The organism is Verrucomicrobiia bacterium (assembly GCA_035489575.1).
GTDB lineage: Bacteria > Patescibacteriota > Saccharimonadia > Saccharimonadales > JAGQNK01 > DATHJY01.
Window position 1 is genome coordinate 134,055 of sequence record DATHJY010000011.1, and the last position, 19,750, is coordinate 153,804.

Below are 19,750 nucleotides of genomic sequence, written 5' to 3' on the forward strand. Positions count from 1 at the left end.
AAAATATTGCCTTGGGGTGGGCTCCGAATAACACGTCATGTATACTGGAGTGAGTTTACACAAAACAACCGGAGAATCTTTGGGAAACACATGAACTGGAAGCTTATTTGGAAGTCACTTAAAAACAGCGATATGCGTAACCGCGTGTTGGCAGTGCTTGGCATGTTATTAATATTTCGCGTCCTTGCTCATATTCCGATTCCTTTGAGCGACCCTGAAACCCTTAAACAAGTTCTAGAGAATCTCTTTAGCTCTAAAGATACCCCCGAACTCCTTAGTTTTATAGATGTTTTGTCTGGAGGAGCTTTGGCTAATTTCTCCATTATGCTGATTGGCCTGGGGCCATACATCAACGCCAGTATCATCATGCAGCTCCTCACCAAGGCCATTCCGCAGCTAGAGACACTCAACAAAGAAGGTGAGTTTGGGCGTCGCAAAATTAACCAGTACACCCGCATCCTGACCCTGCCACTGGCTATCATTCAGTCTATTGGTGCCATCTATCTAGTCCGCCAGTCTGCGCTTCAGATTGGTGGCATCGGCGACATCACCGCCAATACATCCATTACCCAATGGGTTTTGATGGTCGCAGCACTGACCGGTGGCGCCATGCTAGTGATGTGGCTAGGTGAACTCATCACCGAACAAAGTGTAGGAAACGGTATCTCACTGGTCATTACCATTGGCATTGTCAGCCAGCTACCAACGACTATCACCAGCCTTGTTACTGGTATCTTCAGTGGCGCCAACAAGGTAAACCTCTTTGGCTGGCAGTTCGCCGTAGACCGTCACAACGCCATTATTGGTGCAGTTTTGCTGATCACCACCGTTGTCATCACCGTACTGATCGTCAAACTTAACGAAGCCTCGCGTAAAATCACCATCAACTATGCCAAGCGCATCCAGGGCAGCCGAGCTTACGGCGGCGTATCGACCATACTACCCGTCAAGCTCATTACAGCTGGCGTGGTACCTATTATCTTTGCTGTCGCCTTCCTGAGTGTCCCAGCATTTGCTGGGCAGCTCCTGACCAGCGCAGGTAGCGCTCGGCTGCAGTCAATTGGCACCAACCTGGCCGCCTGGTTCCAGACACCTAGTCCGCAGACCTTCCTACAGGAAGGCATTACGCCCTATATTTATCCCATTACTTACTTTGTCTTGGTCTTTATGTTCACGTTCTTTTATACAAGCATCACCTTCAACAGTAAGGAAATTGCCGAGAACTTACAGAAGCAAGGTGGGTTTATCGAAGGGGTTCGCCAAGGTAACTCAACAGAGAAGTATCTGGCCAAAGTCCTAAATCGCCTGACGCTCTTTGGGGCAATTGCCCTTGGTTTCCTAGCACTTATTCCAATCATCGGACAAGTTTTCCTAGAGACCAATATCGCCCTCGGTGGCACCAGCATCTTGATTCTAGTGTCTGTAGCCCTTGAAACGCTGCGCCAGATAGAATCACGTGCTCTTATGGTCACATACGACCAGTATGAACAACCCGACTTCTTCTATGATCAAGACCAACCCGCCCTGGCTGCTACTGGTGCACGACGCCTTCGTTTTCTGCCGGGCCGTAAGAAGTCAAATAAATAATGTCGCAAACTCTCATTTTTGCGTCCCCTTATAACCCCTTTACAAACTGTAGTGTAATTTGCTATAATTGGGCGACGTTATATCTGTATGGCCAAAAATAAGGAAGTAATCGAATTAGCGGGAGTAGTAACTGAGGCCCTCCCAGGGACTCAATTCCGCGTGGAACTCGAGAACGGTCACCAGATCATAGCCCATGTTGCTGGCAAGATGCGAAAACACTACATTCGTCTCGTACCCGGTGACAGCGTTACGGTAGAATTGACTCCTTACGATCTTACGAAGGGTCGGATAACGTACCGCAAGTCATAACTTATAAATATTAAGCAGTGTGTCATTGACCGCTTGAGAGGAGCAATGATCCGCATGAAAGTGCGTGCAAGTGTCAAAAAAATCAGTCCCGATGACAAGATCGTCCGCCGCAAAGGACGACTTTATGTTATTAACAAATTTAAGCCAAAGCACAAGCAAAGGCAGGGGTAGTAATGACGAAGTCATTCAAAATTATTAAGGATGGCGCATTAGCAAGCCCCGAAGGAGGTCACTAATGGCTCGTATTTCCGGAGTAACCATTCCTGATAACAAACAGGTCCAAATCTCTCTGACGTATGTGTTCGGTATTGGCCCTAAGACTGCGGGCGAAGTCCTGACAGCCGCAAAGGTAGAGCCTACCGTGCGAGTCAAGGATCTGACCGACGCAGAAGTTGGTCGTATCCAGGACACTATCAACGAGAAACTAACGGTTGAGGGTGAACTGCAACGTATTGTTGCCGGCAACGTCAAGCGCTTAAAAGATATCAACAGCTATCGGGGCATTCGCCACAAGAATAATTTGCCTTCCCGGGGCCAGCGTACTCGTACTAACGGTCGCACACGCCGCGGTCGCAAAGTAGCAGTGGGCGGCGCACAACCTAAATCAGCGTCTAAGACATAGGAATAAGGACAAATGGCAGACCTACCTACAGCAACCAAGAAGAAGAAAGCCAAGCGCTCTGTGCCTACTGGACAGATGCATGTCTTGGCAACGTTCAATAACACGATCATTACCTTTACCGACACCAAGGGTGGCGCTCTAGCAAATAGCAGTGCCGGTGCCTGCGGTTTCCGCGGTAGCAAGAAGGGCACAGCGTATGCTGCCCAAATAGCTACCGAAAAGGCTGGAACTGCCGTCAAGCAGCTCCACGGTCTTACCAAGGTAGATGTATATATAAAGGGTGTGGGCCTCGGCCGCGAAGCAGCCGTTCGCAGCCTAACCAACCTTGGCATTCAAGTTGAAACCATCAAAGATGTAACAGGCGTACCCCACGGTGGCGTTCGTCCACGTAAGGCACGAAGGGTATAGGAGACAGATATGGCACGAGATACCCAATCTATCGTTAAAATGTCACGCCGCGAAGGCTATGCGCTGCATCCCAAAGCCCACAAGGCTTTGGCCAAGCGCACCGGGCCTCCTGGACAGCAGGGCGGACGATATCAGCGCAACAAGTCGAGTCAATACTCTTTGCAGCTGCGTGAAAAACAAAAAGTAAAGCGCTTGTATGGCTTACTGGAAAAACAATTCAGTAATCTCATGAAAGAAGCTAGCCGCACACCCGGCCAGTCCGGACAGGTTTTGTTGCAGTACCTAGAACAGCGTGCTGATAACGCAGTCTACCGAGCAGGGCTTGCACCGTCACGACGGGCAGCTCGCCAGCTCGTAACCCATGGTCACTTTACGCTGAACGGCCGTCGCGTAGATATCCCGTCTATCCGCATGAAGGCTGGAGATGTTTTAACAGTACGTGACCACAGCAAGGCGACTGAATACTTCAAGAAGATTGACGACGTCAGCCCTGCACCATCAGAAACTCCCGGATGGTTGAAAGTTAATCGCAAGAAATTCGAAATAACCATTACTGGCGTGCCTACCCGCGAGGAAGCCGAGCCAGACTTAAACGAACAACTAATCGTGGAATACTACTCACGCTAAGGGAGGCTAGGAGAAAATATGTCAAAGATAATTCACACACCAGGCGTTGTTAAAGTAGACGACCACAGTCCAAGTAGCGCCACTTTCGCAGTCGAGCCACTCCACACCGGCTATGGCATGACCCTCGGCAACAGCTTGCGACGCGTACTACTATCCAGCATTGCTGGCGCCGCTATCACAGCCTTTAAAGTAGAAGGCGCAACCCACGAATTCACCACCCTAAAGGGCGTGCGAGAAGACGTAGTTGATATTATGCTCAACCTAAAGGGTATCCGTTTCCGCGTTTTCGGCAGCGAAGCTCAGTCCTTGCGCATTACCAAAAAGGGCAAAGGCCCTGTTACCGCCAAAGACATCCAGCTAAACGCTGACGTAGAAGTAGTCAATCCCGACCATGTGATTGCTACTATCGACGATGATAAGACGTCGCTTGTCATGGACCTGGTGGTAGAAACCGGCCGTGGCTACCGTACCATCGAAGAAGGTACTGCCAAGAAGGCTAGTGACATGATTGCAGTTGACGCTATCTTTAGCCCAGTTGTACGTGTTCGCTACAAGGTAGAGAACACCCGCGTTGGCCAGATGACCGATCTAGATAAGCTACTGCTTACCATTGATACCGATAGCTCAATTACCCCACGCGACGCTTTTGAAGAAGCTGCTGCAATTCTAGTGAACCAGTACACTGCCCTGGCTGGACAAACTCGCGTCGAGAGTGCTGCGCCTATCAGCCCTACTGGCGACGATGACGCTGCCACCAACGATGACGCTCCTGAACTTATGACTCCTATCGAAGACCTGAACCTGAGCGCCCGCACCACCAATGCCCTGATCAACAACGAGATCCACACTTTGCGTGACTTGTTCTCGCTCAGCGATTCAGAGCTACGTGAACTGAAAGGCTTCGGCAGCAAAGCGCTGGATGAAGTCAAAGAAAAGCTAGCGGAGCTGGAGCTCTAAGATGCATCGTCACGGATATAAAGGAAGGAAATTCCACCGCGAACGCGACCAACGCCAAGCTCTTATCAAGAGTCTGGCTGAGAGCCTTATCAAGCATGAGTCTATAGAGACTACCTTGCACAAGGCCAAAGAAGTCGTGCCCTACGTGGAACGCCTGATCACCAAAGCTAAAAAGGGTGATTTACATAACCGCCGTCAGGTTATTAGCAGTCTGCAAACAGTTGCAGTCGCTCATAAATTGGTTGACGAGATTGCACCAAAGCTAAAAGGACGCGTTAGCGGCCATCTGCGCATTGAGCGCACTGTGGCTCGTCGTGGCGACAACGCCCAGCTAGCTCGCATAAGTTTTGTAGACGACCTCAAAGAAGCGCCCGTTGCCAAGAAAGCCGTAGAGAAAAAGGCTGAAGCACCTGCCGCAAAACCAGCTACCATCAAGAAACCAGTAGCCAAGAAAACTCCTGCCAAAAAGGAGGCTCAATAATGAAAACTTTTAGCGCAAAACCATCAGACGTAACTCGCAAGTGGTACGTTATCGATGCCGCCGAAGCTCCCGTGGGCCGTCTGGCTACCGTAGCCGCCACATTGTTGACCGGCAAGGGTAAGCCAACGTTTACCAAGCATATCGACACCGGTGACTTCGTCATTGTTGTCAATGCAGACAACCTGGTTGTCACGGGCAACAAAATGGAAGACAAGATGTACTACCGTCATAGTGGCTTTCCTGGTGGACTAAAGGAAACCAAACTGCGTCACCAGATGGACAAAGATTCGACTCACGTTATCGAGCACGCTATTCGTGGCATGCTGCCCGTCAACAAGCTGCGCGATGACCGACTGAAGCGACTCAAGGTCTATGCCGGTGCCGAGCATAATCATGCCGCCCAGAAACCACAGAAACTTAATGTAAAGGCAGAGAAGTAATGGCAGAAAAAACTGCTCACTATCACTACGCCCTTGGCCGACGCAAGAGTTCGACTGCTCGTGTTCGTTTGCAAAATGGCAAAGGCAAAATTGTCATAAACGGCAAAGAAGCCAGCGAGTATTTTGGCGAGAGCAAGTCCAACATGCACGAACTCATGAAGCCTTTTGTTGCACTAGAGCTTGAAGCCACCAAGTACGACATCAGTGCCGTAGTTAGTGGTGGTGGCCATGCCGGTCAAGCCGATGCTATTCGTTTGGGGATTGCCAAGGCCTTGGCTCTCATGAACGAAGACCTGCGGGGCACACTTCGTCGTGCAGAGCTACTTGGTCGCGACCAACGCGAAAAAGAACGCAAAAAACCCGGCCTCAAAGGCGCCCGCAAACAACGTCAGTTTACGAAGCGCTAAAGACAGTAATGAGGAGCCTCAAGCGGGTTCCCCATGCACTTTGGGCACAGAAAAACAGGACTCTGGAAATACATCCAAGGTCCTGTTTTGCATAATATGATATTCTCAATACTTGAATGTTGAGAGATAGGCGCAAATGAAAAATTTCCTGTGGCGGCATAAATTTTTGATACTTATTTGGGTGACAGTTTTTGTTGTTGGCGGATACATAGGTTATCTACTTTTCTTTAAGTCTACTGGTGGTAAAAATCCATACACCATAGCAGCAAGCGAAAAGGCCGTAAACGATACCAAGACAGCCGAAACACCCAAAAACCAGCCCAAAAAGCCCCAGATTGGTGAGCCTGCGCAAGATGGTGACCTGGAGTTCACCGTCAAAGGCACCGCCTGCAATGGCGAAAGAACTATTGGCACCAATGCCTACGCCCAAGCAGAAGCCGAAGGACAGTTCTGCCGCCTTAGTATTACTCTAAGAAACACGGGTAGCGCGCCCGTTAGCCTATCGCTGGCTGCGCAAAGAGTCTTTGTGGCTACAGAAGATTCGTACCCCGCAGACGAAGGCGCCACCCAAAACGCCCAGGCGGATCAAACGAAAAACTACTGGTACCAGCAAATCGCTCCAGACAGTACCGTATCGGGCGATCTGCTCTTTGATCTAAATGGCGGCGAAGAAATGAGACGAGCCGAGCTGCATGGCGCAGAGAATAGCCCCGGCATACAAATTAACCTGAAGTAGTTCGAGTCAGCACCGCCTCTTTAGCCGACGTAATGCTTGCCTATGGTGGCGATCTAAATAATAAAGTGGTATAATGCTCAAGTTATGAAACTAATCCAGAGCTTCGCTTATTGGTTTACCGGCCGTAAATTGGCGGTTGTTCCTGTGCGTATTCGTAATAAATAATCAATAAGCACTCAGCAAAAGACCGCCACGGGCGGTCTTTTTTAAATGACGAAAGGAAAGCTATGGAAACTCACGAACCTACCAGATACAGACGGGAGCTCACCGACGAACAACTACAGCGTGCCCAGGTGGTACCCGATATTGCGGGCCGAGACCTCAGCAACGGTGAGGTTGCGGGCTCACAGACAACGGAACTGTCGTTGCTACCAGCAGACATATACGCGGGGGCGGGCATATCCAGGGAGGCAGAGGTCGCACCAGATATCTCGTACGGTCAGGCACGGGTAGAAGCTATGCGCAGGATCATAGCCTACCAGGCAGAGCTAACACGCCGCCGGAACCTGTTAGAAGCAACAATAACACCGGTAGAATCAAAAACTAGTGGTACAATTAGTGCAAATGAGTAAAGAAGTAATATTGACCGGCATACGGGCGAATAACGACCTTCATATTGGCAATTATTTGGGCGCATTACTGCCCATTGTTGACATGGCCACTACACGTGCCGGGGACTATCAAATTAATCTGTTTGTGCCAGATCTGCATAGTTTTACCACGCCCATTGATCACAGCAAGCTGCAGGAGCGCATCTTCCAAGCCCTGAGGATGTTTGTTGCGGTTGGCTTGCCCCTAGACAACTCGGACATACATATTTACCGCCAGAGCTATGTGCCTGCTCATTCAGAACTGACTTGGATACTTGATTGCTTCACTGGTTTTGGCGAAATGTCCCGCATGACTCAATTCAAAGACAAGTCAGCCAAACTTAAAGAAGACCGTATTAGTATCGGGCTGTTTAACTATCCTGTATTGATGGCCTGCGACATGTTGCTGTACGGCGCAACTTATGTGCCAGTTGGTGACGACCAATCTCAGCACCTAGAGTTCACACGCGATATTGCCGACCGGCTGAACAGCCAATTCGGCGAGCTATTTATAGTCCCGAAACCAGTCAAAGACCAGCATGAGTTCTTTGGCAAAGATCAGGGGTTACGTATCCGCGACCTGGGGGATCCAACCAAGAAAATGAGCAAATCGGACGAAACTGGCAAAGGCGTGATATTCTTGACCGATTCTCCGGATGAAGCCCGCAAAAAGATCATGTCGGCCACAACCGACAGTCTGGGTGATATTCAGCACGATTACAAAGAACGCCCAGGGGTGACTAACCTGTTAGATATGTTAAAATTATTCGGTGGCAACTCGGATGAGTTTATTGGACAAAACCAGTATGGTCAACTCAAAACCGCCGCAGCCGATAAAGTCGCCACATTTTTACAAGAATTTCAAACGAAGCTTGGTCAAATAGACGAAAACGCTATCAAAGCAAAGTTAGAGTCCAGCGAGGCCACCATGAACCAACAAGCCAATCAAACTTTGCTAAAAGTCCAGCAGGCGGTAGGACTACGTCCTCAATAATATGTCAAAAAATCTAATTGTAGACGAGGAGACAAAGGGCAAACGCTTTGACGTGGTGGCTACAGAAATGCTGCCCATGCTCAGCCGTGCCTATGTGCACGTGCTGATTGAAGGCAAGCGCGTCCTGCTAAACGATCACCAGGAAAAAGCTGGCTACAAGCTACGCATGGGTGATGTTATCAGCACCGACTTTAACGCCAAAGAGATTGATCAGATTGCCGATATTGACCTGCCTATTATTTATGAAGACGACAATGTGCTGGTAGTGAACAAGCCTGAAGGCATTATCAGCCATAGCCGAGGTCGGTACTGGAACGAGCCATCTGTGGCCTCGTTTGTACGTCAAAAAACCGCTGCTACTGGGTACGACCCCGTAGCAGGCCCGTCCGTTGGGGCCGATGGCCGGGCAGGTATTGTGCACCGCCTGGACAGGGCAACGTCCGGTGTTATGATCTGCGCCAAGAATCAGCAAACACTCTCGTTTTTGCAGAAACAGTTCTCGCAGCGCAAGGTCAAAAAGACCTACATGGCAGTTGTTACCGGCCATCTAGATCCCGAGGAAGCTGCTATAGATATGCCGATAGAACGTAACCCCAAAGCTCCGGCCACCTTTCGTGTTGGTGCCAACGGCAAGCCGTCGGTTACCGTCTATCATGTAGAGACAAAGGGTAAAACAGACGATCTAGTACGGCTAGAACCTACCACAGGACGAACCCACCAGCTCCGCGTGCACCTGACACACCAGGACCATCCTATTGTTGGCGACGTGTTATATGACGGTGCACCGGCCGATCGGCTCTTTTTGCACGCGCTGTCTTTGGAAATCACGCTGCCTGGCGGCGAGCGAAAAACCTTCACAGCCCCATTGCCCAAGGTATTCAAGTCACGAGTAGTATAGCCATGTTGCTGCACGGCTATACTCAGAAACGCCTGCAAGCTATTAAGCCCGGTAGCATCCACGGACTGTTACTGTCCGGGCCAAGAGGATCAGGCAAAGCATTTGCGGCCCGATATCTCGCCCAATTGCAGTTAGGGCTGGCTACGCCCGCACAGCTAGAGATCTACCCGTACTTTTCGGTTATCGCCCCGACCGACGGCACGATTAGCATCGATTCTATCCGGGGATTGCAAAAGTTTTTACAGCTTCGCACACCAGGCGATCAAGTCGTTCGCCGGGTGGTAGTTGTCGAAGATGCCCACACCATGACTAACGAGGCCCAAAATGCACTACTGAAAGCCCTGGAGGAACCGCCAGCCGACACGATGATTATTCTGACTGCACCAAAGTCTTTGCAGCTCAAAGAAACTATTTACTCACGCGTCCAAGAGATTCCTATTCAGAAAATAGCCAAAGAGCAGGCCAACACCTATTTTGACGGTGACTTCGAGCAGGCAGACATTGACCGCGCATACATGATGAGTGGCGGTCATGCTGGCCTGATGAATGCCCTCCTGAAGCAAGAGGACCATCACCTGGCCAACCAGGTCCAACGTGCCAAGCAAATCCTAAGCAGTACGCTCTTTGACCGTCTGGCCCAAGTGGACGACCTCGCCAAGCAACGTGATACATTGCCGCTATTCTTGCAAGCATGCAAGCTCATTTGCTCGGCCGCCCTGCACCAGGCCATAGACAAAGGAGACGACACCAAAATAAAGCATTGGCACCGGACCCTGGGAGTCGTACATGAGGCAGAGGCATCGCTAGCCCATAACCCCAATACCAAACTGTTGTTGTGCGATCTGTTTTTAAACCTTTAGAGTCCATCTCGTAATTCACCTCCGTCCTGCGGCCTCGGAATCGAAGGGAATTACGAGATGGACTCTAGGAGTGTATAATAGTCGTCATGTACGAACTTGCTCTGGTCATTGGCTTTGGTGCCTTGGCCTACCGCAGCGCCAAGATGCGCGACGATGACCTAGAGGCTATTCCACGCAGGATAAGTGACAAGATGGGCCGCCTGTGGGATATAGCCCACCAGGGTATGCGCGAGAACCGATTCTTGCGTGCCGAAAAAGCTTTGCTGACTATTCTAAAAATTGACCAGAAAAATGCCGCTGCTTACAACCGTCTGGGTATTTTGTACGCCAAGCAAAAAGAATACAAAGACGCTATTGACTGTTTCGAGATCGCTAGCAGCATAGAACCAACAGCCTCCAGTTTGCATAACTTGGGGCTGATTTATTACGAAACCGAAAACTACCAAAAAGCCGCCACGGCTTTTGAGCAAGCGCTCAAACTAGAAGAAGAATTGGCCGCCCGCCACATTGCCTATGCCAAGGTCCAAGAAAAACTGGGCAATGAAAAACTCATGCTAGACGGACTCAAGCGCGCCATAGAGTTAGAGCCAAATCCCGAAAGCTTTAGCCTTCTTATAAAAGCCTATGAAAATGCTGGCATGCAGGCCGAAGCCGACGTGCTGAATGACAAGCTGGAGAAACTCATTGTGCCCTCTGGCAAGTCCAAGCGAGTGATACGCCCCAAGCGCGTCGTTATCTAATTCTCTTCCTTGAAAACTCATGTCTATCTGCCTGTTAGACAGACACGAAAGCTCAAAAAAATGTAGTCATCATGGTGGGCGCGGCCCTGGGTGTAGGGCCGGCCCACCATGATGAGGTAGTCAAGACTCGAGGGTGTAGCAGACATCGCTCCAGCGGGGATTCGAGGTGGCGCGTCCATAAGGCTCCATGCCCAAGTGAGCAGCAGCCACCAGACGCGTCTTGTCCAGCTGAATCAGCGTGGGCCTACCGCCAGACGTGATGATGTCGGTGATGATGGCCCAAGTGGGATGTTCGTCACGAATGTGACGCACGATCGGCATGCCACTGCGCGCGGTGGCCACTGTCAGTGCTGCATGATGCAGCGGGCTGTGTGCCGGTAGGGCTCCATCCACAGGGAACAGTCGCCCTAGAGCAGTGAGAACACCACACAGGACAGCGTTGGCCTGCGACAGGTAGCTGTCCGCCACAAGCACTTCTAGCACATCTGACTCGAAGTAGTCACAACCAATCCGGTCGATCCCATCCACAGCCAGACAAACCTGGCTGAGCTTCTGAGTACCGACGTACGTCAAGGGCAGCGGACAGCGGACATGGAACAAGCTCCACGCGGGGTAGTGCCGACGCACCTCAATACCAGGACGCCAGGTCTGCCAGCTGACATCGATGGAAACCACCGGCTGCTCCGGAACAACGAAGAAGGACTCGAGCTGCTTGAGCAGCGGGTGCAGAACTTCGTGCGGGTTGATCGCCAGCGCTTCCAGCTCGACCGCCAACACGTGGCGACGCTGCATGACATCGGGCGTACAAGACGCGACAAATGGCGTGTTCGCCACAAGCACGTCCAGGTTGGACCGGTCCAGTTCGCCAATGGGATAGCGACTTTGTATATTCCAGCCCGTAGGCATGGCGAAGTAGGTGAATGGCTGGACCAAAAGGTCCGAGACGGGGGACACGTGGGCGCCTCCAAGACGAGGGTGCTAGAGGGGTCTTCCAGCTTTTTCAAGCTTGACTATAAAAGAGCTCTAACACGCGAGGTGAAGAGATAATATTATTATACAATTTTTTGGTAAATACCACAATATCATTCAAATGTTATCGGTCATCATAGTGGGGCAGAGCCCGTTGCGTTGGGCTCCGCCCACTATGATGACCGGATCGTCAGGCTGCAACCATGTAGAAATTGACGCTCCAGTCCAAAACCTCATCCGGCCCAAGGGGCACAAGGCCCAGGTCAGCGGCCTGGCGCGTCCTCAACCCGAGATTGTCGCCTCGGCTGTTCAGCGTCACCAGCTGATTGGCCTCATCGATCTCGGCGACCAGCAGTCGAGTCCCGGCATTCCCCAATGTGGAGATGACCTCACCCGTAGAGGTGAGACTGGACCGCAGCTCGACCCACATGCCGATCTTGAGCTGACTGAACGTCAACGCGTCCACACTGAGCGGACTACGACCGGGAGGGGCAAGGGACAGGTGACTGACAATTCGGCGGACCACCGTGTGCACGTCTGGCAGCGGCTGGTCTTGCTTGTACTCCTCGAGCACGAGATGCAGGATGTGCGGTTCCAGGCCCTCGTCTCGCGAGACGCTGATCACGCCCATGGTGTCACCAGCGACTTCATCCAGCCACACCTGTTTGAGCTCATCCAGGGAGTAGGGGAAGCGCAGGATGCACTCATTGGGGGCCTGCCACAGTCGGACACCCACACCCGGCGCAACCGGCTGCCACTCGTAGTCGGGGTATCCCCTCATCTGTTCGGGGGGGTCCCAATCCTTGCGAGTGACATGGCGGGCAAAAGCCTGCAGACTGGTCAGCTCGTGATCATGTGGCTGCTCACGACGCGGACATGTCTTGACCCGCAATGCGTACAGGGAGTGCTCCGCCGTAGTCTGCTCGAACTCCTGGCGCTTGTCACCCTCGGGGTTGTCACCCACCTGGGCACGTTCCCAACTTTCGATCCCATCCGTCTCCTTGACGATGAAGTTGAGGTCCGCGTCAGTCAGGTCACCGATGCGCAGATCGCTCATGATGACGTAGCAGCCTACTTGCGGCTGCGGCCGACCGTAAGTGAACGGCGCCAGATCAAACGGCTTCGTGATAATCACTGCAGTTACCTCCAGTGGATTTTCTACGTGTATAGCACTGACACTAAACGTAACTCTGCCCAAATAGGCAGAGATGCCTATGCTTATATAATACCGGCCAAAAAAACACAATGAGTTTTACCCAACAGATTGCCATTTAACCCCTGTTTTGGTAAAATTCAGCGGTTAGCAAGGAACAGTACGCCACCTTAGCTCAGTGGCTAGAGCAACACTTTTGTAAAGTGAAGGTCGTCGGTTCGAATCCGACAGGTGGCTCCACGGGAAACTTTTGGCAGCTTGCTGACAGAAAGTTTCCGAGGAAGCCACGTGAACGCAGTACAGGTGGTTCCAAGTTTCATCGCACATTAAAACAGCACTATACTCTGCTATAATCGATGTATGCATACGAAGCAGAAGGGCGATCTAGCAGTGGCGAATGCCATTCAATACTACATGACCAACGGATACGAGGTTTGTCTGCCAATAGGAGATAAGCGACCCTACGACCTAGTAATCGAAGTTGAAGGAGTATTGAAAAGGGTTCAGGTGAAATATGCAGGTTTTTATAACGGAATCCAACAGCACAAAGTGGCGTTGCGAATAACGGGAGGTAATCAATCATTTTCTACCACCAAGAAATACCTGGACAATGACTTTGACGAGTTATTCGTATACACCGCAAGCGGCAGAAAGTTCGTATTGGCTTGGGATAAGATAACCGCAAGGAATGAGCTAAATATTGAACATCCAAAGTATAGTGGTTATGAAATAGTGTGATTATGCAGGGTTAGTGAAGCGGTCAAACACGATAGACTGTAAATCTATTGGCTTATGCCTTCGTAGGTTCGAATCCTACACCCTGCACCAATAAAAAGACCTCGATTTATCGGGGTTTTCTTATTGGTGCTTGGTCCGGGCTGAGAATACTTTTTGCCTATTCCTGGTCAGGGCTCTCTATCCAAGACGCTAAAACAACATCGGCTTCAAACCCGGCTTGTGTTAAATAGCTGTACGGGGTGTCAAAGGCATCTTCGAATGAGAGATCTGCGAGCTCGCCTAGAGTCTCTTCGTCAAAGCCAGCATCTTCCCCATAGAAGCGCCTAACATGTCAGCAACCCCTTGGCTTGGTGTTTTTGGCTCAGGCTCCGGCCCGGGTAATAGCTCGCTCATCCTCTGCAGTATAGGTTTTTATTTCTAGTTCGAGTAAGGTAATATAGGCTACACTATGTCAATACTTGTTGCTCGACACGGTCTTTCAGAAGCCAACAATCGTGATAATTACGGCACGCCAGCATTTGGCAACCCAGAAGCCCCACTGATGCCGCAAGGCAGAGAGCAAGCTACCGAGCTAGGCGAAAAACTGACAAGTGAATATGGTTTTGATCTCGCCAGCGAACCTGTCGCGGTATCTATGATGCGACGTACGCAAGATACCGCAATAACTGCGGGTTCCGTAGACTCCACTTGTATCCAGAGCTTAATGAAGAAAAGGGTGGGCTCAGTAATTCAGAAATTCGCGCTGCGCTAGACAAAAGACGCCCTCCCGAAGTGGCGCGTAAAGCTGCACGTTTTCTCATCGAGCATCCACCTCAAGAAAAAGTCTGGATAACCCACGCCCTATTAATAGCAACCATTTGCCAAGAACTTGGCATCTACGAAGAGGCTCGTTTTACGCCTAAATTTTGCGAGATCAGAGAACTTCGCCTATAGTTTTGCCAGAAGCATGAATAAAAAGCTGATCTTAGTTATAGCTACAGTAATCGTACTGGTTTGCTCGGCAGCATTTTACTGGTATAAAACCCAGTCCCAAAAGAACTGTATCTATTACTATGACAAAGACGGCAAAAATGTACTGTACAAAGATTGTCCATGAAATACCGCAATCCAGTTATAGTCATTCTTCTCAGTATCATTACCCTGGGAATTTACATCCTCTACTGGCTGTACGATACCCGAAAAGAGATGGTACAAAAAGGGATAAAACTGCCTGCCGTTTGGGTGTTGCTGGTGCCAATCCCGGTAAGCATCGCCCACGTTTTGCTAACCTCTTTCGTTAGCCTCTTTCTGAATGAAGCTAGTGGCGCTTACCACTTGGTCAACCTTGTGCTATTTCCCATACTTGCAACGCTTGTTGTGTGTAGCATAATCCCTTTGACTCTATGGTGGGTATGGAAGTATTGCGCGGGCGTGCAGGCAGCAACTAACGGCCATCTCACGCGTGGCGCGGCATACAAAGTATTTTGTTTGCTGTTCCTGTTCGGTATCGGATTTTTGTGGCCCATGATCATACAGAATTACTTCAATTCTGAGCGACACACCTAGAAAAAGTGACCGCCTCGGAAAAAATAAGGCAACTCGGATATAATGGCTTCATGTCAGTAGAAGTAGAAAGCCTGTGGAAGTATCCCGTAACCGGTGGACCCGGTATAGCGATTGCATCCACCGAGGTATACCCCGGTGGATTCTTGGGCGACAGAGCATTTATCGTTGCCGAACAACTAGCAGACGACAGTCTACAGCGGCTGGGAAGCAAGCAGGCTCCCGATTTACTTGGAATTACCTATGATACAGATGGCCAAACAGCGTACCTGGATGGCAATCCGTTGCGTTTACCATCTCTTGATTTTGACCTGGGCAGGCCAGCCCAAGCACACTGCAACGAGTTTGGGGACGATACCCCGGTATGGTTTACCAGCCCCGACCACGACGCGGCATTTAGTGATTATTTGGGCAGGCCGGTGCACCTCCTGCAAAAAACAACTGCCTGGCTGTTGGGCGAAGGCATACCACCATATCAGCGCGCCAATGCAGCACTTCATATTATTTCTGCAGAATCGGTTGCTCAGATTGCTGAGGATTCGGGTGCGGAAGCAGCCGATGTTCGAAAGTTTAAGCCAGATATTGTGTTGTCTGGCATGCGTGCGCATGAAGAGCTGGACATGATAGGCAAGATGGCCCGGATTGGCAGCATCGCATCTGGCGCAACCCTGCAGATTGACCGAGGTACCCGCAGGTGCTTGGTTACGGCGCTGGACCCCACGAGCGGCGAAAATAAGGGAGACATAAGTCTGCGCGCCATGCCAAAAGTGGACTATCCAGACGGCAAACCAGGACGATCAGCCGGCGTGTATGCCCACACGGTTGATGCTCATGACAGGATTTCCGTCAAAGATATTTTTAGATTATTAGAATAATGAAAGAAACCACCTCGCAACTCTGGGAAGTCTTGGTTTCCGCCAACGACAATGAGGGTAACGAGTTCCCGGTGGAACATCATCATGTGTGGGACGAGGGGGTGAGGGACATCACGGGCGGCCTGACTATTATGCGCACCGCCAAAGGCCAGTGGCTAGATGCCGAAGGCAATCTGTTTGCAGAAAAAGTCATACCTGTCAGGGTGGCCTGCGGCGAGGCCGAGATCAGGCAAATCATGGAACTGACCATACAGCACTATGGCCAACTGGCAGTTATGGCATCTCAGATCAGTGAGCGTGTCATCATACTAGAAGCTGACAGCTGAAATCTGTAATGCCAAAGGTTCCGTTTCTCAAAAGGAACCATAACCGCTATACTGAGAATAAATGTCAGAATCTCTGACCCCTACGCAAGAGCTTGATAGACCAAGTGAAAAATGCGGCATTGTCGCAGTGTATGCGTTTGATCAGTACATGGATGTAGGCGAGGCTACCTACGATCTCTTGCTACCCCTTCAGCGGAGAGGCCAGGACGCCGCCGGAATCTTGGTCACGGGCGAAGAGACAGTTATGCGTGCCCATGATGGACGTATTCCTGACGTGTTTCCTGATAGAGCCACCCAGCTGGATAGGGATGCCCCTAACGCCCATATCGCCCTGGGTCATGCCCGGTATAGCACCTCGGGCGAGGGACTGATGCCCTACAAAGGATTCGCCTTTAATGGCAATATCGCCAATTTCAAGCAAGTAGCCGACAGGTATGGCCTTCCGCCAGAACAGCAAATTAACGACGGTCATGTCGTAGGCGAGCTCCTGAATCGACTCACCCTTACCCACGAAGACGGTCTGTTAGGAGCTATCAAAGAACTGGCGCCCCAGCTAGAAGGCGGCTTTGCCATTGTAGCCACCGACGGAAACCAAGTTATTGGCGTCCGCGACCGACACGGGTTGAAGCCTTTGACGATGGGTGCGTTCGACGACTATCCAGGAGGGGGGTTTGCGCTGGTATCCGAAGATGTATCACTCCAAAAGAACGGTCTGACCATCGTCGGTGACATTGAGCCAGGGGAAATTATAATCATAGACAGCCAGGGGCTACACAAGGACCGGCTGGAAGTTGAGGCAGAGAGAAAGCTGTGTATGTTCGAGCCCGTCTACTACATGAACGAAGATAGCAATTGGGAGGGCAGGCCGGTAAAAAACGTGCGTTACGAGCTGGGCCGTGAGCTGGCAAGAGAACACCCCGTAGAAACAGACCGAGCCGACGGCGCAGAAGTGGTTGTCGTGGGAGTTCCAGACTCCAGCCTGCCAGCAGCCGAAGGATTCGCTGATGAGCTAGGCGTGCGATGTGTGCAGGGGCTTATAAAAAATCCAGATTATAAAAAAGGCAGGACGTTTATTCTGCCCACGCAGGAAGAGCGCGTACAGGCCGTCAGCGAAAAATTCCTGATAGATAAAGAGTCCGTGGAAGGCAAAGTCATCGTGCTCGAAGACGACTCCATAGTCCGCAGTACCACTGTTATGAAGCTGAGCGACATGTTGTTTGATGCTGGTGCCCTAGAAGTACATATCCGTATCAACTCACCACCCATTAAGTGGCCCTGCTTCTATGGGATCAATATGGGTCATGACGACGACCTGATTGCTTCGGATATGCTGCCGCGTGAAATGGCAGCTGTGTTCGGTGCAGATTCCGTAGCCTTCCAGAGCGAAGATAGAATGGCCAAAGCCCTGGGTGTCCCGTTGGGCAATCTATGCATGGGCTGCATACTTGGCAAATACCCCACCCCAGTCCCCCTCTCTGAGGCTAGACTCAACAAACAGCCCGCTTTACTCAATGTTATCAGATAGCTTAATTTTTGACTTTACATGCTATTTATTCTATAATTGTATCGGATTTTTACATCCTGTCCCTTAGTCGCTACATCTAAGACTGGAGCTGCAATGCGCGGCGCAAGCCCTTCCGAGGCCCAGCTGGACGCCCTGCCGAGTCAAGCCCGCCTGAAGCTGGCTATCATCTTCGGCGCAAGCCTGATTGCCTTCGGCCTTGTGCTGATTGGCATCATGGTCAAAGTCCACTTCTGGGACGAGTCCAACGCCTACACCTATCCCTATGAGAAGCCGCAGACCGGCATCGCCTGGTACATGTGGGTCGCTCCCCTGACCGCCGGTGTCGTGATCACCTGTCTTGCCTACGAGAGGTTCAGCTACCACTTTCGCCAGGTCATGGACGGTGTGGTCGCTGGCTACTCCCACTGGACCAACTACCGCATCTGGACCACCTACTACTACGTGACCATCTACGGCCTCACCAGGGCCGGCGAGATGCGCTACCACAGGTGGCAGGTCGAGCAAGAAACCTGGCGCAAGGCCTACGTGGGTCAACGCATGCGCATCGAGTAGCAACAAAGAGGACAGCCAGAAAGGCAGAAGAGGACTACTGTCCAACCTTTCTGGCTCAAGAGCCGTTTAGACATTTTATTTGCCTGCGGCTCTTTTTCATTCCACGCTTAGTTCATGGGTAGAGCACTTCCATGTTATTGCTCCATGATATAATTTGTTTTATAATAAATAGGGATTTTACCCTGTCCTTTTGACGTCTACACGCGATCGGAGCACAGTGACCGTTCCTACCACAACTCAACATGTACCAGGCAGGCCAGGCCTGGTTGCAACCATCATCCTGGGCGCTGCCATACTAACTCTCGGCATCGCTGCGTGGGTATGGCTCCTCACCAGGATTGACTGGGAAGACTCCCCGTTCTCTTCCGAACCGAGCATCGAGCAGGAGGCGCCCGAGGAGTCACATACACCGTGGTACTACTGGGCTACGCCCTTGGTACCCCTTATGGCCGGCGTCATCATCATGGTGACGGGCTGCGACAGGTTCAGTTTCTACCACCGGCAAGTCTCCACTGGCCAGATAGTAAAACTCAATGTCAACTACCACTACAGCCTCCACTGGATCACCGTCTATGGGCCGACCCGAGCAGGTGAGATGCGTCACTACACTCACACCGTGGACTACGGCACGTGGGAGCGAGCCAAGATAGGCTCACCGTTCCCGGTCACATAGCCAGCCAGGAAAGGACAGCCGGAAAGGCAGAGGAGGGCAGACTTGTCCAACCTTTCCGGCTAGAGCCGCATAACCATTTTGCTTATGCGGCTCTTTCACACATTGCCATAAGGGGTCAGGGCTGGTATGATAGGGCGGTTAAATGTGCCATCTTAGCTCAGGGGTAGAGCACCATCATGGTAAGATGGGGGTCTCGGGTTCAAATCCCGAAGATGGCTCCACGTCAGAATTCATTCCAACCCGGCCTAAATTTTGGCAATCAATGTGGCCAAAATTTGGCGGGGTCTCGTATGCTCCTTCCTCTTCCGATCCAAGAACCCTCTCTTGGATCGGGACAGCTGCACTGTTGAAATATCAGAGCATATCTGTTAAAATCAATAAATCGTTTTATAAAGGTAGGAACTAATGGCTAAAAAAGGCGACAAGCGCAAGACAATTGGTTTGGTATCAGAGGAATCTGGCGGCCGCCACTATTACACGGTCAAAAATACCCAGAATACCCCCGATGGACTAAAGCTGCGCAAATATGATCCCAAGCTGCGCAAGCACGTACTGTACGTAGAGACCAAGAAAAACCTTGGCCGTAACGTCGTAAAAGGCAGAAAATAAATGAGGGAGCCGAGATAGGTTCCCTCATCGCGCCAAGAAAAAAGGTCTCCCAGTAAATGGAGAGACCTTTTTCTTGGGCTACTCCTTCCTGGCAACTGATAAAATCCAACCGGAATAAATCCGGATTGGATT

27 protein-coding genes and 3 tRNA genes are annotated in these 19,750 nt (G+C 51.0%); 29 read left to right on the forward strand and 1 reads right to left on the reverse strand.

The window, feature by feature from the left end:
* Window positions 1-132 precede the first annotated feature (132 nt).
* The 16 genes from secY (at window position 133) to VK694_05295 (ending at window position 10,656) form a co-directional block, all read left to right on the forward strand.
* On the forward strand, window positions 133-1,587 hold the full coding sequence (gene secY, locus VK694_05220; protein HTE58119.1) for a preprotein translocase subunit SecY: 1,455 nt from the start codon (window positions 133-135) through the stop codon (window positions 1,585-1,587).
* A gap of 87 nt (window positions 1,588-1,674) precedes the next feature.
* Window positions 1,675-1,896 carry a translation initiation factor IF-1 gene (gene infA, locus VK694_05225; protein HTE58120.1) on the forward strand — a complete coding sequence of 74 codons (222 nt, stop codon included), beginning with the start codon at window positions 1,675-1,677 and terminating at the stop codon, window positions 1,894-1,896.
* Window positions 1,897-1,950: 54 nt separating this feature from the next.
* A complete protein-coding gene (gene rpmJ, locus VK694_05230; GenBank protein ID HTE58121.1) occupies window positions 1,951-2,067 on the forward strand; it encodes a 50S ribosomal protein L36 in 117 nt (38 codons plus the stop codon).
* A gap of 64 nt (window positions 2,068-2,131) precedes the next feature.
* The gene (rpsM, locus tag VK694_05235) at window positions 2,132-2,518 is read left to right on the forward strand and encodes a 30S ribosomal protein S13 (GenBank protein ID HTE58122.1); all 387 of its coding nucleotides are present in this window, start codon (window positions 2,132-2,134) and stop codon (window positions 2,516-2,518) included.
* A gap of 12 nt (window positions 2,519-2,530) precedes the next feature.
* Entirely contained in the window at window positions 2,531-2,926 is a 396-nt protein-coding gene (gene rpsK / locus VK694_05240) for a 30S ribosomal protein S11 (GenBank protein ID HTE58123.1), read from the forward strand.
* Window positions 2,927-2,935: 9 nt separating this feature from the next.
* Window positions 2,936-3,553, forward strand: coding sequence for a 30S ribosomal protein S4 (gene rpsD, locus VK694_05245; protein ID HTE58124.1), 618 nt, complete (start codon window positions 2,936-2,938; stop codon window positions 3,551-3,553).
* 18 nt (window positions 3,554-3,571) lie between these two features.
* On the forward strand, window positions 3,572-4,510 hold the full coding sequence (locus VK694_05250) for a DNA-directed RNA polymerase subunit alpha (protein HTE58125.1): 939 nt from the start codon (window positions 3,572-3,574) through the stop codon (window positions 4,508-4,510).
* 1 nt (window position 4,511) lies between these two features.
* Entirely contained in the window at window positions 4,512-4,991 is a 480-nt protein-coding gene (gene rplQ, locus VK694_05255; GenBank protein HTE58126.1) for a 50S ribosomal protein L17, read from the forward strand.
* Window positions 4,991-5,431 carry a 50S ribosomal protein L13 gene (gene rplM / locus VK694_05260; protein ID HTE58127.1) on the forward strand — a complete coding sequence of 147 codons (441 nt, stop codon included), beginning with the start codon at window positions 4,991-4,993 and terminating at the stop codon, window positions 5,429-5,431. The genes rplQ and rplM overlap by 1 nt, the downstream gene beginning before the upstream one ends.
* Window positions 5,431-5,838: a 30S ribosomal protein S9 gene (rpsI, locus tag VK694_05265; protein ID HTE58128.1), complete on the forward strand. Its 408-nt coding sequence runs from the start codon at window positions 5,431-5,433 to the stop codon at window positions 5,836-5,838. The genes rplM and rpsI overlap by 1 nt, the downstream gene beginning before the upstream one ends.
* Window positions 5,839-5,974: 136 nt before the next feature.
* The gene (locus tag VK694_05270) at window positions 5,975-6,574 is read left to right on the forward strand and encodes a DUF4352 domain-containing protein (GenBank protein HTE58129.1); all 600 of its coding nucleotides are present in this window, start codon (window positions 5,975-5,977) and stop codon (window positions 6,572-6,574) included.
* Window positions 6,575-6,801: 227 nt separating this feature from the next.
* A complete protein-coding gene (locus tag VK694_05275) occupies window positions 6,802-7,146 on the forward strand; it encodes a hypothetical protein (GenBank protein HTE58130.1) in 345 nt (114 codons plus the stop codon).
* On the forward strand, window positions 7,139-8,158 hold the full coding sequence (trpS, locus tag VK694_05280) for a tryptophan--tRNA ligase (protein ID HTE58131.1): 1,020 nt from the start codon (window positions 7,139-7,141) through the stop codon (window positions 8,156-8,158). The genes VK694_05275 and trpS overlap by 8 nt, the downstream gene beginning before the upstream one ends.
* Window position 8,159: 1 nt before the next feature.
* The gene (locus tag VK694_05285) at window positions 8,160-9,056 is read left to right on the forward strand and encodes an RluA family pseudouridine synthase (GenBank protein HTE58132.1); all 897 of its coding nucleotides are present in this window, start codon (window positions 8,160-8,162) and stop codon (window positions 9,054-9,056) included.
* Between the two features lie 2 nt (window positions 9,057-9,058).
* Window positions 9,059-9,916, forward strand: a complete 858-nt coding sequence (locus tag VK694_05290; GenBank protein ID HTE58133.1) for an AAA family ATPase — start codon at window positions 9,059-9,061, stop codon at window positions 9,914-9,916.
* Between the two features lie 86 nt (window positions 9,917-10,002).
* The gene (locus tag VK694_05295) at window positions 10,003-10,656 is read left to right on the forward strand and encodes a tetratricopeptide repeat protein (protein HTE58134.1); all 654 of its coding nucleotides are present in this window, start codon (window positions 10,003-10,005) and stop codon (window positions 10,654-10,656) included.
* A gap of 120 nt (window positions 10,657-10,776) precedes the next feature.
* Here the strand turns inward: VK694_05295 and VK694_05300 are convergent, their stop codons facing one another.
* Entirely contained in the window at window positions 10,777-11,610 is an 834-nt protein-coding gene (locus VK694_05300; GenBank protein ID HTE58135.1) for a hypothetical protein, read from the reverse strand.
* A gap of 190 nt (window positions 11,611-11,800) precedes the next feature.
* On the opposite strand from VK694_05300, the gene VK694_05305 reads away from it, so the two are divergent.
* The 13 genes from VK694_05305 (at window position 11,801) to rpmG (ending at window position 19,618) form a co-directional block, all read left to right on the forward strand.
* Window positions 11,801-12,874, forward strand: coding sequence for a hypothetical protein (locus VK694_05305; GenBank protein ID HTE58136.1), 1,074 nt, complete (start codon window positions 11,801-11,803; stop codon window positions 12,872-12,874).
* Between the two features lie 68 nt (window positions 12,875-12,942).
* A tRNA-Thr gene (locus VK694_05310) sits at window positions 12,943-13,018 on the forward strand.
* 120 nt (window positions 13,019-13,138) lie between these two features.
* Window positions 13,139-13,516, forward strand: coding sequence for a group I intron-associated PD-(D/E)XK endonuclease (locus VK694_05315; protein HTE58137.1), 378 nt, complete (start codon window positions 13,139-13,141; stop codon window positions 13,514-13,516).
* Between the two features lie 4 nt (window positions 13,517-13,520).
* Window positions 13,521-13,606 (forward strand) — tRNA-Tyr (locus tag VK694_05320).
* A 358-nt stretch (window positions 13,607-13,964) separates the two neighbouring features.
* Window positions 13,965-14,267 carry a histidine phosphatase family protein gene (locus VK694_05325; protein HTE58138.1) on the forward strand — a complete coding sequence of 101 codons (303 nt, stop codon included), beginning with the start codon at window positions 13,965-13,967 and terminating at the stop codon, window positions 14,265-14,267.
* A gap of 341 nt (window positions 14,268-14,608) precedes the next feature.
* Window positions 14,609-15,061, forward strand: coding sequence for a DUF4234 domain-containing protein (locus VK694_05330; protein ID HTE58139.1), 453 nt, complete (start codon window positions 14,609-14,611; stop codon window positions 15,059-15,061).
* 50 nt (window positions 15,062-15,111) lie between these two features.
* Complete coding sequence (locus VK694_05335; GenBank protein HTE58140.1) at window positions 15,112-15,933, forward strand: hypothetical protein; 822 nt, start codon at window positions 15,112-15,114, stop codon at window positions 15,931-15,933.
* Entirely contained in the window at window positions 15,933-16,259 is a 327-nt protein-coding gene (locus VK694_05340) for a hypothetical protein (GenBank protein ID HTE58141.1), read from the forward strand. The genes VK694_05335 and VK694_05340 overlap by 1 nt, the downstream gene beginning before the upstream one ends.
* Before the next feature lie 61 nt (window positions 16,260-16,320).
* Window positions 16,321-17,784: an amidophosphoribosyltransferase gene (locus VK694_05345; GenBank protein ID HTE58142.1), complete on the forward strand. Its 1,464-nt coding sequence runs from the start codon at window positions 16,321-16,323 to the stop codon at window positions 17,782-17,784.
* A gap of 93 nt (window positions 17,785-17,877) precedes the next feature.
* On the forward strand, window positions 17,878-18,336 hold the full coding sequence (locus VK694_05350; GenBank protein ID HTE58143.1) for a hypothetical protein: 459 nt from the start codon (window positions 17,878-17,880) through the stop codon (window positions 18,334-18,336).
* A 217-nt stretch (window positions 18,337-18,553) separates the two neighbouring features.
* Window positions 18,554-19,009, forward strand: coding sequence for a hypothetical protein (locus VK694_05355; GenBank protein HTE58144.1), 456 nt, complete (start codon window positions 18,554-18,556; stop codon window positions 19,007-19,009).
* A gap of 146 nt (window positions 19,010-19,155) precedes the next feature.
* A tRNA-Thr gene (locus VK694_05360) sits at window positions 19,156-19,230 on the forward strand.
* 184 nt (window positions 19,231-19,414) lie between these two features.
* Complete coding sequence (rpmG, locus tag VK694_05365) at window positions 19,415-19,618, forward strand: 50S ribosomal protein L33 (protein ID HTE58145.1); 204 nt, start codon at window positions 19,415-19,417, stop codon at window positions 19,616-19,618.
* The last annotated feature ends 132 nt before the right edge of the window (window positions 19,619-19,750 follow it).

Excerpts from the sequence above, each read along its gene's own strand:
- secY (HTE58119.1), top strand. The coding sequence starts at position 133 with ATGCGTAACCGCGTGTTGGCAGTGCTTGGCATGTTATTAATATTTCGC.
- infA (HTE58120.1), top strand. The coding sequence starts at position 1,675 with ATGGCCAAAAATAAGGAAGTAATCGAATTAGCGGGAGTAGTAACTGAG.
- rpmJ (HTE58121.1), top strand. The coding sequence starts at position 1,951 with ATGAAAGTGCGTGCAAGTGTCAAAAAAATCAGTCCCGATGACAAGATC.
- rpsM (HTE58122.1), top strand. The coding sequence starts at position 2,132 with ATGGCTCGTATTTCCGGAGTAACCATTCCTGATAACAAACAGGTCCAA.
- rpsK (HTE58123.1), top strand. The coding sequence starts at position 2,531 with ATGGCAGACCTACCTACAGCAACCAAGAAGAAGAAAGCCAAGCGCTCT.
- rpsD (HTE58124.1), top strand. The coding sequence starts at position 2,936 with ATGGCACGAGATACCCAATCTATCGTTAAAATGTCACGCCGCGAAGGC.
- VK694_05250 (HTE58125.1), top strand. The coding sequence starts at position 3,572 with ATGTCAAAGATAATTCACACACCAGGCGTTGTTAAAGTAGACGACCAC.
- rplQ (HTE58126.1), top strand. The coding sequence starts at position 4,512 with ATGCATCGTCACGGATATAAAGGAAGGAAATTCCACCGCGAACGCGAC.
- rplM (HTE58127.1), top strand. The coding sequence starts at position 4,991 with ATGAAAACTTTTAGCGCAAAACCATCAGACGTAACTCGCAAGTGGTAC.
- rpsI (HTE58128.1), top strand. The coding sequence starts at position 5,431 with ATGGCAGAAAAAACTGCTCACTATCACTACGCCCTTGGCCGACGCAAG.
- VK694_05270 (HTE58129.1), top strand. The coding sequence starts at position 5,975 with ATGAAAAATTTCCTGTGGCGGCATAAATTTTTGATACTTATTTGGGTG.
- VK694_05275 (HTE58130.1), top strand. The coding sequence starts at position 6,802 with ATGGAAACTCACGAACCTACCAGATACAGACGGGAGCTCACCGACGAA.
- trpS (HTE58131.1), top strand. The coding sequence starts at position 7,139 with ATGAGTAAAGAAGTAATATTGACCGGCATACGGGCGAATAACGACCTT.
- VK694_05285 (HTE58132.1), top strand. The coding sequence starts at position 8,160 with ATGTCAAAAAATCTAATTGTAGACGAGGAGACAAAGGGCAAACGCTTT.
- VK694_05290 (HTE58133.1), top strand. The coding sequence starts at position 9,059 with ATGTTGCTGCACGGCTATACTCAGAAACGCCTGCAAGCTATTAAGCCC.
- VK694_05295 (HTE58134.1), top strand. The coding sequence starts at position 10,003 with ATGTACGAACTTGCTCTGGTCATTGGCTTTGGTGCCTTGGCCTACCGC.
- VK694_05305 (HTE58136.1), top strand. The coding sequence starts at position 11,801 with ATGATGACCGGATCGTCAGGCTGCAACCATGTAGAAATTGACGCTCCA.
- VK694_05315 (HTE58137.1), top strand. The coding sequence starts at position 13,139 with ATGCATACGAAGCAGAAGGGCGATCTAGCAGTGGCGAATGCCATTCAA.
- VK694_05325 (HTE58138.1), top strand. The coding sequence starts at position 13,965 with ATGTCAATACTTGTTGCTCGACACGGTCTTTCAGAAGCCAACAATCGT.
- VK694_05330 (HTE58139.1), top strand. The coding sequence starts at position 14,609 with ATGAAATACCGCAATCCAGTTATAGTCATTCTTCTCAGTATCATTACC.
- VK694_05335 (HTE58140.1), top strand. The coding sequence starts at position 15,112 with ATGTCAGTAGAAGTAGAAAGCCTGTGGAAGTATCCCGTAACCGGTGGA.
- VK694_05340 (HTE58141.1), top strand. The coding sequence starts at position 15,933 with ATGAAAGAAACCACCTCGCAACTCTGGGAAGTCTTGGTTTCCGCCAAC.
- VK694_05345 (HTE58142.1), top strand. The coding sequence starts at position 16,321 with ATGTCAGAATCTCTGACCCCTACGCAAGAGCTTGATAGACCAAGTGAA.
- VK694_05350 (HTE58143.1), top strand. The coding sequence starts at position 17,878 with ATGCGCGGCGCAAGCCCTTCCGAGGCCCAGCTGGACGCCCTGCCGAGT.
- rpmG (HTE58145.1), top strand. The coding sequence starts at position 19,415 with ATGGCTAAAAAAGGCGACAAGCGCAAGACAATTGGTTTGGTATCAGAG.